Source organism: Candidatus Uabimicrobium amorphum (genome assembly GCF_009002475.1).
Lineage (GTDB): Bacteria > Planctomycetota > Uabimicrobiia > Uabimicrobiales > Uabimicrobiaceae > Uabimicrobium > Uabimicrobium amorphum.
The window spans coordinates 6,416,542-6,433,860 of record NZ_AP019860.1 but is presented as its reverse complement, the minus strand read 5'-3'; the positions used below and the strand labels follow the sequence as shown (position 1 = coordinate 6,433,860).

Genomic DNA, 17,319 nt, shown 5'->3' with positions numbered 1-17,319 from the left:
GCTACGCTTTGCTGTGTTGAGGAAAATAGCGATGAAAAAATTTACTGTGATGTTTTTTTTGATTTCATTTGTGTTTATAGTCGCGGAAGATAGATCAAAAGAAAGTATTTCAAATTTGGTAAAACAACTCCATAATGCCGATACTCGATTAGAAGCTATTGAAAAACTAGGAAAAATGGGCCCAGAAGTAAAATCGGTTTTACCGGCATTGAGAAAGTTATTACACCAAGCCATTGAAGAAGACAATTCACTTTTGACCTTAACCGTCATAAAAGCAATCAAAATCATCGAACCATCTTTTTTGAAAAAAAATTCGCAAACCCAAAACAAAATAGACCCCTTAACAACAAAAAGCAAACGTTCTTTAGTGTCGCACAGCATGAAAAATATCGGTGGTTTAAACATTCTTGGTGCTAGTCATGACTTCCACCAGAAACTGCACTACGGCAAAAGGCATGCGTTGGTGATTGGCGTTAACAAGTACAATAAATACTATCCCGAACTAGATGGGCCGAATTACGATGCCGGCGAAGTGACCTCTGTTTTGACTAGTCGCTACGGGTTTGAAAATGTGGTGTATCTGTGTGATACAATACCTGAAAATGTCTACAGAAAAAGTGAGCTAAAAGAGACGCCACATAAATTTGCGGCCTATGAAAAATTTTATACCACAAAACATGGAAATGAAACGATCGTTGTTGTCCCATATATCACCAAAAAAGTCATCGAAAAACATTTAAAACGGACTTTTGCGGCGGTCTCCTCTAACGATGCTATTTTCTTGTTCTACGCAGGACATGGAGTCCCGGGGCACATTGTGGCAACGCCGCAAAACAAAAACGACAACGGTCATGTGTCCCTCACTAAAATTGCACATGATCTTTCGCAAAAAAATGCCAAGCATACTCTAATGGTACTCGACTGTTGTTTTGGTGGATCTATCCTGCAAGACAAGTACAAACCCCAACTCGAAGGTTACCATAACGCATCTTTCCAATTCGCTACCGGTGAAAATATAGATCGCGTTTTTTCACGTAGATCTTTTCAGGTAATTAGTGCGGGGACAGGAAACGAAGTCGTTGCGGATAAACTGAATACTTCGACAAAGTATGCGCAAATAACAGATACAAGTGGTCACTCGCCTTTTTCCGCTGTATTTTTGCAAGCCCTGAAAGGATTGGTCGGACGAGAAGATGGCATAATACTAACGTCGGATTTAGGCTACTACATGATGACCAATCTCACCAATGACAAACGTTTAAATGCCAAGCAAACGCCTCGCTACGGAAGTCTTGGAGGTGATGGCGATTTTATGTTTTTTCCCGCTTACAAGGTTTTAAATCCAAAACTTTTGGCCCCACTCTACCTCAGCGATAAAGTTTACGCTGACTTTCGTAGCTCGGGATGTGAGGCATTGGGAAAATTTATCGATACTTTTTCGGAACAAGACCAAATTTCCCTGACAAAAAGTGCGCTACATCACATTGCAAAACTTTTAGAAGATGATGAATCCATTCCGCGCAAAACGGCTTTGAAATTTATCCAAGAAAAAGCGCGGAAGCATATGCAAAAAATAAAGGAATTCGACGACGTTGTTCCCGCATTAACAAGGTATTTTTCTTACCAGAAAAAACAACAAAAAATAATAAATTTGGAGAGCTTCTTCTCTCTCCGTAACCAGGAGCGCAATGAAGATGATTTACATAAAGTAATTGATTGTCTTGGAACATTGCATTTGTACGCAGATGAGAAAACTGTTGATATTCTTCATGAATATCATAAAAAATTGAAATTAAAATGGGAGAAATCTGTACAAGGTAGGGCTAAACCACAAATTGTGCTTAATAAGTTACACAAGTTAAAGAAACTTCAAAACAGAATCGGTGGAACTCTCAAAAATCAAGCACGGACATATCATCAAACAATTCAAGAATATCGATGGTTGACAACTTTGGGAATACAAGAACTGAAGTTTCATGAAAATCGAATGAATTTATTTTTATCAAACACGAATAATCCCCAACGTATTAAAGCATTCCACTTATTAAAAGATGAGTTGCAAGATAGTCACTTCAAAAAATACTTCACGCTGAGAGATCAATGGATACGCAAAGAAGTTTTGGAATACCTAAAAGAAAAGAAAAAAGATATTGAAATTCTTTTCGAAGTTTTGAAGAACGGTGACTACGATACAAAAAAACAAATAGCCAACGATTTGGAAAAAATAGGCGCGAGAGCTTTTTCCGCTATTGTCGAAAAGTTGAAATCGAACAAAGAAGAATCAAAAGAACTATTATTTGCTTTTCTCCATTGGGAAAAGCATTTGTTATTTGAATTTATAAACCAGTTGGACAGACAAGATCAAGATTTCTTTATTCCTATTTTTGCCAAAGAAAATTTTGATGATCTTTATGAGACTATGACCAAAGTAAAAAGCCAAACGATACGATCTCATGCCGTTTCTATGATAAAAAGACTTGATGCAGTAGAACCCTTTATTGCAAAATTCTACCTTTCTGTAAATGAAAGAGATGAGTTTGAAAAAACAGGAGCCATAAAAATTATTAGCGGGAAAGAAAGAAAATATTCGACTGCGTTACTCCTTTCTCAGCTGCTCAAATCAGAAAACAAGCATGCGAGAGCTTGCGCAGCAGATGCGTTGAGTAAAATAGAAAAACCAGCGATATCACATATTGCTTTCTTACTGAAAAATAACAACTCAAAAGTAAGAGAATCTGCTGCTTACACACTAGGTCGCATAGGAGAAAATGCTCATACCTCTGTGCCGGCTCTCATTCCGCTACTGAAAGATCGCGATTCAGATGTCAGACGCTCTACCGTCGTCGCGCTAGGTCGTATAGGCAAAAAAGCCTATTCCGCTGTGCCAGCTCTTATTCCCCTACTCAAAGATCGAGATTCAGACACTAGACGTGCCGTCATCACTACATTAGCTAGCATAGGCGAAAATGCCTATGCCTCTGTACCAGACCTGGTTCTCTTATTAAAGGATCAAAGTGTTGCTGATAAAAGCTTAGTTGCGGAAACATTATGCAAGATAGGGAAGAAAGCAATGCCAACGGTCATTCCTCTATTGAAAAATCGAAATACTAGACGTTATGTTGTACGTGAATTACACTACGCAAAGAAAGAAGCCCATGTTATCGTACCGTCTCTCCTCCCCTTACTCAGAGACCGAGAGATCAGAAATGATGTTGTAAGTACGCTAGGTAAGATGGGGGAGAAAGCTCACTCTGCGGTCCCAGCTCTCATTCCCCTACTAAACGGCAAGACACGCGGTGTCAAGAGGGCATTATCACTGATAGGAAAAAAAGCGGTACCATATCTCGTTCCCCTACTCAATGATAAAAACCCTGAGGTTCGAAAGTCTATCATAAAAATTTTACAGTGGATAGGAAGAAAAAGCTCTACGGCGCTTATACCATTACTCAAAAATTCGAGTAGCAAGGTCAAAAGACACGCGTTGGACAAACTCATGAAACATGATGACATTGACTCTTCGATAATACCGATTCTAATTTCTATGTTAAAAGACAAAGATTTGGGTTGGGGGCCCTATAGGGCTTTATGTAAAATAGGAAAAAAAGCGATACCATATCTCGTTCCTCTACTGAAAAGTCAAGATGAATCTATGATAGAACATGCCCGTTGGATAATATCGATAGCAATAAACAAAAAAGCTCCTGGCGAATTATCATTGACTGTTTTGCTTCATTTACTTAGAGACAATAATATATTTCTAAAAGATCAGAAAAAGATTTTACAAAAAATAGGGGAAAAAGACGTATCAACCCTCATCAACCTGCTGAAAGAACAAAACTTAGCGACCAGGCGTTCTATCATAATAGAAGCACTAGGTCACCTAGGAGAAAAAGCTGATGCCGCTGTGCCTGCTATAACCATATTGCTCAATGACTCAGATGAAATTATTAGATATTCCGCGATTCGTGCACTTGGAGAAATAGGTGAAAAAGCGTTTTCGGCGATTCCACTTTTAGTTGCACGACTACAAAATTCCCACTCACAGGAGAAGGAAATTATTGCGAAAGCATTGGGCCAAATAGGAGGAAGAGCGATTGACGCTGTAATTCCCATGCTGAAAAGTCAAAATGGCGAGATGGTGCATTGTGCTCTAAAAACATTAGAAGAGGCAAGAGAAAAAGCTCATAAAACGGTACCAAGTCTCATTCATCTATTAAAGAGTCCAAATGCATCAACCCGATTTTTGACTGTAAGAGCATTAGGCCGTGTAGGAAAGAAGTCTGATACGGCAGCGTCTGCTCTCATTTCTCTGCTAGAGGACCCTAATTCAAAGATGAGAAACGCCACTGTCATTGCTTTGGGTAATATAGGTGAAAAAGCTCATCCTGCGGTACCGTTCCTCCTTACTATATTGAAAAAGTCAGACAAAAATTTGAAAGAATCGATAGTCAAAACATTATGTAAAATAGGGCAAAAAGCTCACTCCGCTGTACCAGTTGCCGTTCTCATTCCTTTACTAAAACACGAAGAAACATACATAAGAGAAAATGTAGAAAAAATCTTGAGGAAAAGAGGAGAGAGAATAGTTCCCACCTTAATTCACGTACTCGAAGATAAAGACACAAGTATGAAAATACCTGTAATGGCATTATTATCAAAAATAGGAGAGAAAGCTCATGTCGCGGTTCCTCTACTCACTAAATTACTTGAAGATCAAAATCCAGATATACGTTATTTAGCAAGCGAAGCATTGGGTAAAATAGGAGAGAAAGCGCACCCTGCAATCCCGGTCTTTATTTCAATACTTAAAGATTCAGAGTCACCAGATTTAGAAAACAGAAAAGCGGCAGCAAAAGCATTGGGACAAACAGGAGAAAAATCAATACCATTTCTTCTCCCTCTCTTACAAGGCGAAAATGATGATGTAAGGTATTTCGCAATCCATGCTTTAGACAACATGGGGAAAAAAGGTGTTTCTCCTCTTCTTTCACTACTAAAAAATTCCCAGCTATATTATGATTACGCAAACGTAGAACGAGTCATTCTGTTATTGGGAAAAATAGGCCAAGAAATAGTCCCCGCACTCATTCCATTACTCAAACATCAAAACTCCGATGTAAGAAAGTCTGCAACAGAAATATTGTCACAAATAGGCAAAAAAGCCCACATGGCGGTACCACATCTCGTTGCTTTACTCAAAGACCAAAACTCCGATGTGAGAGAGAATGTTGTCGAAATATTGAGCAAAACAACAGAGATTCATTTCGCGAGTTTTATCATTCCATTTCTCAAAGACCCAATCCCAGATGTAAGAGTTTTAGCAGCATCTGCATTGGGGGAAATCGGTGAAAAAGCTCATTTGGCGGTACCAGCTCTTATTTCTATGATCAAAGATCCCGTGATCTATGACGGTAGTGAAGAAGATGACAGATTTTTTGCCGCCGAGGCTTTGGCAAAAATAGGTAAAAAAGCCGTACCAGCTCTTATTCCTTTGATCCAAGATTTAGATCGGGAGATTAGAGAGTCTGCTGTTTCTGCCCTAGGAGAAATGAGAGAAAAAGCAGAAAAAGCCGTCCTTCCTCTTATTTCTATGCTCGAAAATCCAAACCCCAAAATAAAATGCTCTGCGATTGAGGCTTTGGGAGCAATAGGAGAAAAAACTCATTTGGTGGTACCAACTCTTGTTTCTATGCTCAAAGACCAAGATACAGATGTGGTCTGCTCTGCAGCATCTGCCTTGGGGGAAATCGGTGAACAAGCAGAACAAGCGGTTCTTCCTCTTATTTCGAAACTTCAAGATCAAGATGTAAAACGTTCTGCGATTTCTGCTTTAGGGACAATTGGCAAAAAAGTTCATTTAGTGGTCCCCATTCTTATTTCCATGCTCAAATACGAAGACTCGTATAACAAAAGCCACATATTTGGAGCGCTTAGGGAGATGGCAGAAAAAGAAGAGAGCGTAATGGAAAAACTCGCTATACTACTAAAAGACCAAGATGAAGGCGTAAGAAGTGAAGCGAAAAATGCATTAATAAAGATCGGAGAGAAAGTCATACCCACTATTCGAAAATTTATTCAGAATGAGAAAGAAAAAACATCAATAAAATTAGGACGTTCGGTTTTGAATAAATGTTTATTGAAAGCGTATTTCAAAGAAGATCAAAGTACTTTTTCTCAAATAGACCTGGAGCTTTTGTCACGATCACAAGATACAGATATTCTTAATACAGTCGCGATCATTTATGCTTGGCTAGGAGATGCAAAAAAAGCGCGTAAATATACCATCAAAACCGAAGAAACAACCGCCAAAAGAGTCAAAAAATTATTGGAAGGAAAAACTCCTCGACAAGTAGAACAAGAAATAAAAACTTCCGAACAAGAAAAAGAACACTGGTAATGTACACTTTCACATAGGTTGTCATCAGTTAATCATTCACGAGTTGGAGAAAAAGTAGTTCCTAAGGTAAAGTAGTTCCTCTGAAGGAACTACTTTACTTTACAAACGCTCCAAGTAACTCAGGATACCAGGGACACTTGGCCTTTCTTCAGGAAATTGGTGTAGCATTGATGCAACGAGTTCTTGGAACTCATGTGGGATGCTGTCATAACAAATAGGTGGGTCGTTACAAAACAATCTTTTCAAGAAGCTATGCTTTGTCTCTTCTTCTATAGGTAATTTTTTGGCTAATAGTTTGTACAACACAACGCCTAATGAGTATATATCTGATTTTTTAGAAACGTTTTTGTTTTCAAATTGCTCCGGCGCCATGTAATATAGCGTTCCTATTGATGCATCTTCCGCCGTCAAATTTGTTTCGCCATCTGCAACTAGCGATTTTCCTATGCCCAAGTCTATTATTTTTATGTTAAGTCTCGCAGCGTTTTTTTGGATCATTATGTTCTCAGGCTTCAAATCTCGATGAATAATATTACTTTGGTGTACAGTGTACAAAGCTAGACATATTTTTTGAAATATAGGTTTTATTTCGCTTTTTTCTAGAAAGTCATAGTAATACGATAAAGAGAACCCAGATACATATTCCATAATGATGTAAAATATGTCATGATGAGCGCCACTGTCATAAACTCTTGGTATATACTCGGTATTCAGCTTCTTTAAAATCTTTGCTTCTCGTTTGATTCTCTTATATGCAATTTTATCCGTTAAAATTCTCGGATGAATTATTTTTATAGCGACAGGTGTATTGTTTTGTCTTATTCGGCCTTTAAAAACCTGTCCCATTCCCCCTTCCCCGATGAGATGATCTATTAAATAATTATTTTGTAAATGTTCCCTTAGCGTACCTACAGCTTTATTTTTTGAGGTATTCAAGTTTACAGTGAGAAATTTATTGTCCAGAGACTCAACAGCGTGTTCGTACTTTTCTTGTTTGATATTGTGAAAAGGAACATACATAATAATTTTTTTGTTATCAATCACATCAATGTTATCAAAATGTTCGATTTTTTTCTCTTTTAGTACATCACCAACATCATAGTTAAATTTTACGATTTCTTCGTCTGAATTAAACAGTAGATCTAACACGATATAGCTGCTATACAAATTAAAGTTATATGTTAAAAGTATCTGTCTATTTTTTTCTTCAAAATGGCTCGGTAAAATATGAGCAAAATAGAATAATAGATTGCGAAAGCTTTCAAAATATTTTTCTAAAAATCTTACAGTGAAAAGTCTTTCAAAAAAGTAAATGATGTTTTGTATATTTTCAGAAGTGTTCTGCATCTGAAAAGAAAATGTATTCTTTTTCAAAATATTCCTATATTGAAGTCGCGAAAAATAACCTTCTTTTATGACTAGACCCTCGAATTTTTGATCGTGCAATACACTCAAGTTTTGTTTGTACAAAAAACGTCGTTGCGCTATAAAAATTTCGTCATTGTCGTTTAGCTTTTTCATCTCGTCGCGATTCAACACATCTAAGTTTACGCAGATCGTTTTTCCTTTATTGACAATGTAATCTCCATCTTCGCGCGAACTAATGACAAGATGTTTTCGCGAAACATTGTCGTTGGGGATGACAAACTCGTTATCTGATCTTCGTCCTATACTAATGGCTGGACTTACCGCGTGGATTAAATTTAGGTTAGAATGTGGTTCTATAATATACCCCATTTATGATACTCCCAAAGCATTCTTCAGCATAATAACAATTACTTTATCCAGATCTTTACTTGGAATTAATGAAATATAGTGTAAAAAGTGCTTATTCGATGGAAATTTTGAACCTGACAACTGTTCGTATAATTTTTGAAAAACACTGATAAATTTTATTACCTCATCTTGCTTCAGTTGCATCGAAGAGGCGTTCAATTGCTCTTGTTCTCTTTTATCTAGAGAAATTTCAACAGTGAAGTTTGTGAGTTTTTCCATAGAAGTGGTCAAACTTAACTCTATAAAACTAGCAAAATACTTTTGTCTTGAATAAAAAAAATGCAAAAGCTTACGATACAAACGGTAATATTTTACGATTATCTGACTTTCGGTATTTGTGACAACGGCTTTAGAGGAGATAGATTGTCGCAACTTCGGACTTGGGAAAATTTTGTTTTGCGAATCTAAGGATATTTTTATTGGTACCAGTCCCCAAAAAATCTTTAAGTGATCTAAACGCCCTTCCAAGTGAAATTTGGCTTTTCTATCTTTTCTTTGCTGTGCATCTTGAGGGTTTTCTTCTTGGTGTTTCTTTTTTTTATTTTTCTTGCCTTTGGGAGGAGAATCCTCGGGAAAGTCTTCATGATTCAAATATATCGCCGATTGAATAATGTTCGCTAAATCCTCTGACGCGGTGGCGTTTATCTCACGGATATTTGTCGGTAAAGATTTATCGACCAGTATTCTCTGCGCTAAATCAATTGTATTGTAGCATTTCGGATAAACATCTTTATAAGGAGGAATTCCGCAAAGTAGTGTATACATTGTCGCCCCGAGGGCATACAAATCTGTCATTTGGCGATGTTGTGATTCTATGAGATATAAATAAAATGGATCTTGGTAGTAGGGGGTTCCCAAACTTCTCCCCGCCATAGTAAAGTCTTGCCCCTCTTCACTTTTTGCAAGACCAAAGTCGATCAATTTCACTTTAAACTGCTGTGTAATCATGATATTTTCGGGTTTTATATCTCGATGGATAATATTTTTCTGGTGTAAGTGGATGAGAGCTTTCAGTATTTCTATTCCGATATAAACAACATCTTCCTGAGCAAAAATTTGCGTTTTTTTCAACAAATCCCCCAGAGAGAATCCTTCCACTAATTCCATAACATACCAAGGGTTTTTGCGCCCCCCAAAGTCTATGCCATAGTCGTAGACGTTGACGATGTTATGCACTTGTTGCTGTGTAAGGCGATAAAGCGTTTCTATTTCTCGCTTAAATCGCCCTATGGCTATTTGACTGTTGGTTTGTTTTAGCACTTTGAGAGCATATTGCGTGCCTAGTCGTTCATCTTGACAAAGACAAATTTCAGAGTTATCGGTATGAGAAATCTGCTTTAATATTTTATACCTTCTGTTGGTAATTTCGGATGCAATTATCATTCACTAACTCCAAAGTACTAAATTAAAAGGTAAGCACACCGTTGTTGTCTTTTGTTTGATATCTGTTCTTGCCATGTCCAGTTGTAAATCTTGAGGCGTTCCATAGCCAATAGGAGGAAATTTACACGTTGGGTATTTTTTAACTATGGGATAATTTGCTGTGGATAATGAAATAGGCTCAAAACTTCCAAAATGTTTCATACAAAGCTGGTTATTACTGATATGTATATAGGTTGCTATGACCAATACCTGTTTTTCTACGTCTCTATTGATTTCCGAAACGGTCTCCTCTAAGGATTTTAATACCTCCGAAAAATTTTGCGTCGGATCATAGTGACTCATCAATTTTTCCTGCACATACCCAATGTTGCAAAAAGGGATTACCTTGAAAACAAAAAAGGAGAATCCGTTGTCTAAATTCCAAAATAAAAACTCATTTTTTTGTCGATAGAAACGAATATGGCAGTTACCTAAACAGTAATAAAAATCAGGCATATTGCCTAGCCTAGTGTAAGAGTTGGCGCTGGTTGGTTGGACAAATAGAAATTGTTCATCTCCAACAACTAACATATCATTATTGAGAAGAGGAGTACCTTTTTTTGCAGTATCGTTGTTTAAAGATATATCTTTCCCGTTGACATAGAAATTATTTTTTTGTTGAACTACCTCAAACTTTTCGTTGAAGTTGCTCGCTCCAAAAACCTGCAAATTACTCATCGATATGATATAAGCTTCGTCGGTTTTGTTATAGTCTATTTCCGTTCGGTCTTGATGGTTTATTTTTGTTGGCGCACTGGGATTAATTTGGGTATCGTGAATATTTTCCAGAAGTGTCCTGCTATTTTCAGAAACATCGATAATATTTTTATTATCATCTATGACGGTATGATCGATCATATTTTTACTATTGTCTGCAATGGTCTCATCCATAACACTTGTATTACGATCGGCAATGGTTTGGTCCAGAATACTTTTGTTATCCTCTGCAATGGTCTGGTCCATAAAATTATTATTCGAAAGGTTGTTCAGCAGTGTTTGCTCAGCAATTGCATCAGTAATCCCTACCTCGGGTGTTGCTTTTTCACTGTTCAAAGGATCTATTTTTGTACGAAAAAAATTATCGTCCAAAAGATTCGCGGCTAAATCGCTTTCGTTGATAATGTTCTCCGCATCATTCACATCTGCATTTTCTGTGGGAATAGCCTCATAATTCGAAAATTTATTTAAGATGTCGACACGGTTAATTCTTGAATTTTCCTTGTCAGGATTGATTGTCTTATCGATGTCATCGATTTTAAACACTAGTTTATATTTGATAACCCCTTTGTATTTGATAATGATGGTATCCCCTCTTTTCAAAAACGCGTTGTGAAATTGGGGTACGAGAACTTTGTTTATGTAAGTAATCTTGTTATGTCCATTTACCAATAATTCGTATTTGGAGTTTTCTGGTTCATCAGGATATATAACAACGGTAATATGTTCATTCGATATAACTGGATCATCCAATATTATATCGCTGTCAATTTTTCGACCAATGACAAATTTTTTTTGACTATCTCTAACCCAGTACTCTTCTTTGTTGAGGTCTTCAAAGTAAGCGTTCATTCTGATCACCCTATAACATAATAGATTCAGCAAATTTTTTTGAAAAAACTTCTAGTCTTCCTCATTCTAACGTTTTTGGTAGTTGGTATATAGAGTCTAAAATTTTATACAAATAGCAATACCTGTCATTCCCATGAAAATGGGAATCCAGCTCCGAAAAGTAAATTTACTTTACTGGATCCCTTGTCAAGCAAGGGATGACACCCTAAAGTAGTTTTCTAGTTCCAGAACAAAAAAGTACAACATTTAGCTGTTTTAGACGATCACCACCAAAACGTTAGAGTCAGTAGTCTTTATACAATAAATATTTTAAATATTTTGATTATTTACGATAATTTTACAAAAAATGATCGCTCAAAAAAACGATTTTTTGAAATGAAATTCGCGTAGGGGATATTTACTCTCTGATATAACCAAAGCAAGGACCACTACCTTTAACTTAATAATATAAGATAAATCTTTGCGGATACGCAAGCATTTATTCCTTTTATACTTATATCATTGAATCAATAGTAGTATTCCATTGTTATTGCTTTTGCTTTGTATACTCTTTTTATCTTACCTAGAAGGAACCTATTGTTGACGAATACTAAAGAATACAACATGTCTTTGGTTTCTTTTAGTTTACACTTGTTGTTTCGCGTTAAGAACGACTCCAACGTTGCAGCACTTCCTGTGCGAGTGTAGCATCTTCCTGGGTTTTTGTCAGTACGTTCAGCGTCTTCGCCATTTTGTCGACACACTACTTCATTTCCTTTAGGCTTGCAGTTTCCCTTGCGCGAGAAAGGGGATGTGTTCGATTTCGTTTTTAATGGCTGTTTACCAATAAACCGTTTACCTGAAAAGTATTTTCTATTATCATCATTCTTACGATATCAAGTAGGAGATTTGTTTTTTGGTTAACTTTGGTTTTAGTAAGGCAATAGCGATGAAAAAAGTAACTGTGGTACTGTTGATGATTTTATTTATGTTTTCTGTAGCAGAAGACCATGCACAGAGAAAAAATATTCAGGTACTGATAAAACAACTCAATAGTAAGAAAACTCAGCTGCAAGCAATTGAAAAACTAAAAGAGATGGGCGTAGAAGCAAACGTAGCACTAGCAGCGCTTAAGAGATTAGCAAACCAAGCGTTTGAGGAAGAAAATGATGAACTGTTTCTAATTGCAATGAAGGCGGTAAGAACAATTGATACTGCTTTTCTAAAAAAAGATTCGCAACCCAAAAAACAAAGCAAAAGAAAACAAACTACGCAAAAAGCTCCTATAAGGGAAAAAACACAAATCAAACAACGAACAAGATCTGTAAAATATACAAAAAATCTTGGCGGAATAAACATTCTCGGCTCTAGTCCAGATTTTGCTTCCAAGCGAAAGTACGAAAATTGCCACGCGATTGTCATCGGCATAAATAGTTACGATCATTTTACAAATCTACAAGGTCCCAATTTTGATGCAGCCGAAATTGCCAGAGTACTTGATGAGAGATACCAATTTCAAAATATCCTGTTATTAGTAGACAAGGAACCTCTTACTCGAAAAGGTAACATCGACACAAAAGTAGGAAAAGTTAGCAAAAAGTTAATCGAAGACAGTATCAATGAACTTGTCAGAGCTAAAAAGATACAGCCAAAAGATGCACTTTTTTTCTACTATGCGGGCCATGGAGTACCGGGTTACCTAGTAACATCTGACAGCAAAAAGGATCCAACTACAGGCAAACCAATTGAAAAAACGATGGTTTCTCTAAAAAAAGTCGCAAAAAATCTGGAGTCTTTAAACGCTAGGCACACTTTGATGGTTTTGGATTGTTGTTTTAGTGGCTCATTGTTAGAAAAAGAATACCGTCCTGATTTTTCACACTTAACAAACAAAGCCTTTGTTGATCCAGGAGGAAACAACTTAACCAGAGTATTCAATCGCCGAGCTTTTCAGATAATTACTGCAGGAGCAGGAGATGAAGCTGTTGCGGATAAATTGGATGAAATTTCGACCATTTATGCAAAGCAGTTCAAAGATAGTCATGGCCACTCTCCCTTTACCGCAGTACTTTTGCAAGCAATGCAAGGGTTAACCGGGCGCGATGATGGTATTATTTTGGCATCACAATTGGGTTTTTATATGACAGATACTTTGGTGAATGACGATAGAATAAAAGCTTCTCAGGCACCTCGTTATGAGTCTCTTGGTGGAAATGGCGACTTTATGTTTTTTCCTAGCCACAAAGTACTCAATCCTAAAATGGTAGCGCCGTTATACTTGAATGGCGTTGAGTTTGTAGCGTTTCGTCGTTCTGGATGTGAGGCACTACAAAATTTTATTGATGAACAGTCGCACCAAGATCAGGTTTCGCTCGTCAAGAGTTCCCTACTTCATGTTTCCAAACTACTAAACGACGAACAAAGAATTCCGCGCATGGCAGCTTTAGAATTTGTCAGAAATATGGCACAAAAACATGCTCATAACGTTAGTGAATTTTCTAGTTTAGTACCTGTTCTGCTAAAGTTATTAGAATCAAGAAATAGACTATTTGCCTCTAAGGAAGACCATTACAGAGTAATTGAATGTCTTGGAGAATTACACCTGTACGCGGATCAAAAGTTTGTGAGTGTTCTTAAACGTTATAGTAATGCTCAGGAAAAAAAGTGGGGAAAATACAAAAAAGATAAGAAACTGCCATCTGTTGTCAGACAAAAAGAAGATGAACTTTTAAAAATCCTGAGCACGAAAAGCAAGAATATGCAAGAGGATGCTAACATTTACTGGCAAGCTATCCAGAAATATCGGTGGCTAAATTCAACGGGTAAAGAAAAACTAAATATGTATGCAAATAGCAAAAATGTTTTTCTTTCTCTTGCCGAAGATGTTCCTCAAAGGCTCGAAGCTTTTACACTTTTGAAAGATGAGTTTACAGATCAAGAGTTTATCGATTACTTTGAAATAAATGACGAAAATGACCACGTAAGAAAAGAAGTTCTATCATTTCTTGGAAAACAAAATAGGGATTTATCTATACTTTTTAGATTGCTCAAAAAGAGCAAGGAAAGTACAAAAAAACAAATAGTAAAAGACTTAGAGATGATTGGAGAAAGAGCTTTTTTAGCTATTGTTGCGGAGTTGAAAAGCGATAAAAGTGAAAGCCAAATATCGAAAAAATTGTTGTTTGCTTTTTTAGACTGGGAAAAAAGTTCTCTATTTTCACTTGTAAATAAACTAGATGAAAAAGATCAAAGTTTTTTTATTCCAATATTAGCACAGGAAAATTTTGAGAATCTTTATGATGTTTTGACAAACATCAATGAGAGTAACGATACAAGAGAAAAAGCCGGTGATATTATAACAAGATTAGAAAAAATAGAGCCATTTCTTGCCAAGTTTTTTCTTTCTATAGATCAGAGAGACGAATTGGATAAAGAAGAAGCCATTGATATTTTAAAATATAGAGAAAGAAAATATTCAACTTTTGACGTACTCTCTTATTTACTAAAAAATCAAAACAAATATGTGAGAAAAGCGATAATAGAAGGCTTAAGTGATGCGGGCGAAAAAGCTATGCCACTCCTCATGTCTTTATTTGCAGATCCTGATTGGCATGTTAGAAAAGCAGCAGCATATTCACTTCAAAAAATCCACTCTGCGGTGCCATCACTCATTCAGCTACTTGAACACCCGGATTCAAATATGGCACAATCTGCAACAGTTGCCCTAGGATATATGGGAGAACATGCACATGATGCGGTACCATCTCTTATTTCTTTACTCAAAAAACAGGATCTTGATTTAATAAAGTATGCGGCGTGGGCGCTAGAAAACATCAGTGGACAACCAATACAAAGAGGGTTTTATTTTGGTTTAGGTTTAGCAACTAAATTAGATGAACGAAGATTACATTTATTAGAAGAGAATAATAAAGAGATTGTAGAATTTCTTATTCCACTACTTAAAAATCAAAATGTTGATGTTCGAAAGGCAACGCTACATTCTTTAAGTAAAATAAGAAGCCACTTGGCAGTCCCCTTTCTCGTACCATTGCTTAGAGATCAAAATCAAGTTATCAGAAAAGCTACAAGAAAAGTATTAGAAAAAAATACTGCAGCATTTTTTTCTTTTTTACTTACCAAACAAAGCTTTAAAGCTAGAAAATTTGCTATCGAAATATTAAAGAAAGACAACTCTTATAAAAAGTTTAGCTTCAAAGAAAAAAGTACAATTCTCTCTACACTAGAGGAAAAAACGCTAGTCTTTTCTAAGCCGATATTTATAAAGTATCTAGGTATGGTAAGACGAGACCCAAAAATGACAGAAATGGTAATATGGGCATTAAGTAAAATGAAAACGCCGTCTCTTATTCCGTTACTAAAAAGTTCAAATAGTGAGATGAGGATGTCTGTCGCACGAGCATTGGGAAAAAAAGGAGAAGAAGCTCACTCTGCCGTATCATTTCTTATTAGATCACTCAATAATAAAGACTTTCGCATGAAAATAGCTGTCACATGGGCATTAGCTAACATTAAGCTACCTGCTCTAACACCACTTTTAAAAGATGATGACAAATATGTCAGGCGAGCTGCCATATGGGCACTAAGAAACACAAATGCAAAAGATTGTTTAACAGTGCCGCATCTCATTCCTTTATTAAAAGATAAAAACGCTAGAAAATCGGCTGCAGAAGCGTTGGGAAGAATAGGAGAAAAAGCTCGTCCAGCTGTACCACATCTCATTCATCTTTTAAAAGATCAAGATTTTTTTGTAAGAATAACAGTTGCCAAAACTTTAGAAAAGATAACGAAAACATCTTATTCAATAGTACCAGACTTTATTTCTCTTCTTGAAGATAAAAATATTAGAAAATCGGCTGTAGAAGTGCTAGGAAAAATAGGAGAAAAAGCTCATCCAGCTGTACCACATCTCATTCCTTTGCTAAGAGATAATGACTATGATATTGTAGGAACTACTGTAGAAGCTTTGGGACAAATAGGAGAAAAAGCTCATCCAGCCGTACCACATCTCATTCCTTTACTAAGAGATAAAAATGTTAGAAAATCGGCTGTAGAAGTGCTAGGAAAAATAGGAGAAAAAGCTCATCCAGCTGTACCACATCTCATTCCTTTGCTAAGAGATAAAAATGTTAGAAAATCGGCTACAGAAGCGCTAGGGAAAATAGGAGAAAAAGCTCATTCAGCAGTACCATTTCTTATTCCTCTTCTTAAAAGTAAAAATTCACATGTGAGAATAACAGCGGCCAAAACTTTAGGAAAGATAGCCGAAACAACGAACTCGACTATATCATTTTTTATTCCTCTACTTGAAAAACGAGATGATATTGGTTCTATTAGTGGAACAACTAATGATATAATAAATTTTGTTGTTGGAATATTAAAAGAAAAAATAAATGCTACCGAGATAGCATTACTTACCTCTTTACTCCAAAGTCCAGATTTAAGAACAAGGATGTTCGCAATCTGTATTTGTGGCGAACTAGAAGAAAAAGGGAATTTTGCAGTAGAGTTTCTTATTCCTCTTTTGAAAGGTAATAATCATGAGATGGCAGGAACTGCAGCATGGTCATTAGGAAAAATCGGAGCCTTTTCAAACCTTGTACCTCTTCTAAAAGATCAAAATAATTGGGTTAGGGCATATACCGTATATGCGTTAGAAAAAATAAAGGGAAGAACACATGCTGTGGTACCGGTTCTTATCCCACTATTACAAGATCCGGATAGAGAAGTAAGACTGCAGGTACAAGAAGCATTAGGAAACATGCGAGAAAAAGCATTACCACCTATTAGAAATTTTATTCGAAAAAATAAAGATGAAGTATCAATGAAGCTAGGAATTCATGCTTTAAATGTATGTTTATGGAATGCATATCTCTACGAAAATAAAAATGCCATAACCAATGCAGATATAGATATCTTATCAAAATCAACAGACAAGGTTATTCTCGATACAGTAGCAGCCATTTATGCATGGCAAAGAAATATCAAAAAAGCAAATGAATATGCCGCGATGGCAACAGAAAAAGCTTCCAAAAGAGTAAAGCTACTTCTAGAGGGGAAATCTCCCAAACAAGTAGAGGACGAGATTAAATAAATTGCATTTGGATAAATACATTTAGGTAGTAAGGATACCTAATGGGTATCCTTACAAAGCTGTT

At 36.4% G+C, this 17,319-nt stretch carries 6 protein-coding genes; 2 read left to right on the top strand and 4 right to left on the bottom strand.

What is annotated here, in order from left to right:
- The first annotated feature begins 31 nt into the window (after positions 1 to 31).
- On the top strand, positions 32 to 6,397 hold the full coding sequence (locus UABAM_RS22910; protein ID WP_173013511.1) for a HEAT repeat domain-containing protein: 6,366 nt from the start codon (positions 32 to 34) through the stop codon (positions 6,395 to 6,397).
- Between the two features lie 99 nt (positions 6,398 to 6,496).
- On the opposite strand, the gene UABAM_RS22905 is transcribed toward UABAM_RS22910, so the two are convergent.
- From UABAM_RS22905 to UABAM_RS22890, 4 genes are all read right to left on the bottom strand, one after another.
- On the bottom strand, positions 6,497 to 8,134 hold the full coding sequence (locus tag UABAM_RS22905) for a protein kinase domain-containing protein (protein ID WP_151970323.1): 1,638 nt from the start codon (positions 8,132 to 8,134) through the stop codon (positions 6,497 to 6,499).
- The gene (locus UABAM_RS22900; RefSeq protein WP_151970322.1) at positions 8,135 to 9,556 is read right to left on the bottom strand and encodes a serine/threonine protein kinase; all 1,422 of its coding nucleotides are present in this window, start codon (positions 9,554 to 9,556) and stop codon (positions 8,135 to 8,137) included.
- Positions 9,557 to 9,559: 3 nt separating this feature from the next.
- Entirely contained in the window at positions 9,560 to 11,164 is a 1,605-nt protein-coding gene (locus tag UABAM_RS22895) for an FHA domain-containing protein (RefSeq protein WP_151970321.1), read from the bottom strand.
- 506 nt (positions 11,165 to 11,670) lie between these two features.
- Positions 11,671 to 11,907 carry a hypothetical protein gene (locus tag UABAM_RS22890; protein ID WP_151970320.1) on the bottom strand — a complete coding sequence of 79 codons (237 nt, stop codon included), beginning with the start codon at positions 11,905 to 11,907 and terminating at the stop codon, positions 11,671 to 11,673.
- A 185-nt stretch (positions 11,908 to 12,092) separates the two neighbouring features.
- Between UABAM_RS22890 and UABAM_RS22885 the strand changes: the two genes are divergently transcribed.
- Positions 12,093 to 17,255 (top strand): HEAT repeat domain-containing protein, encoded by a 5,163-nt coding sequence (locus tag UABAM_RS22885; RefSeq protein ID WP_151970319.1) that lies wholly within the window; start codon positions 12,093 to 12,095, stop codon positions 17,253 to 17,255.
- Positions 17,256 to 17,319 lie beyond the last annotated feature (64 nt).

Coding starts and splice junctions, on each gene's coding strand:
- UABAM_RS22910 (WP_173013511.1), top strand. CDS start 32: ATGAAAAAATTTACTGTGATGTTTTTTTTGATTTCATTTGTGTTTATA.
- UABAM_RS22905 (WP_151970323.1), bottom strand. CDS start 8,134: ATGGGGTATATTATAGAACCACATTCTAACCTAAATTTAATCCACGCG.
- UABAM_RS22900 (WP_151970322.1), bottom strand. CDS start 9,556: ATGATAATTGCATCCGAAATTACCAACAGAAGGTATAAAATATTAAAG.
- UABAM_RS22895 (WP_151970321.1), bottom strand. CDS start 11,164: ATGAACGCTTACTTTGAAGACCTCAACAAAGAAGAGTACTGGGTTAGA.
- UABAM_RS22885 (WP_151970319.1), top strand. CDS start 12,093: ATGAAAAAAGTAACTGTGGTACTGTTGATGATTTTATTTATGTTTTCT.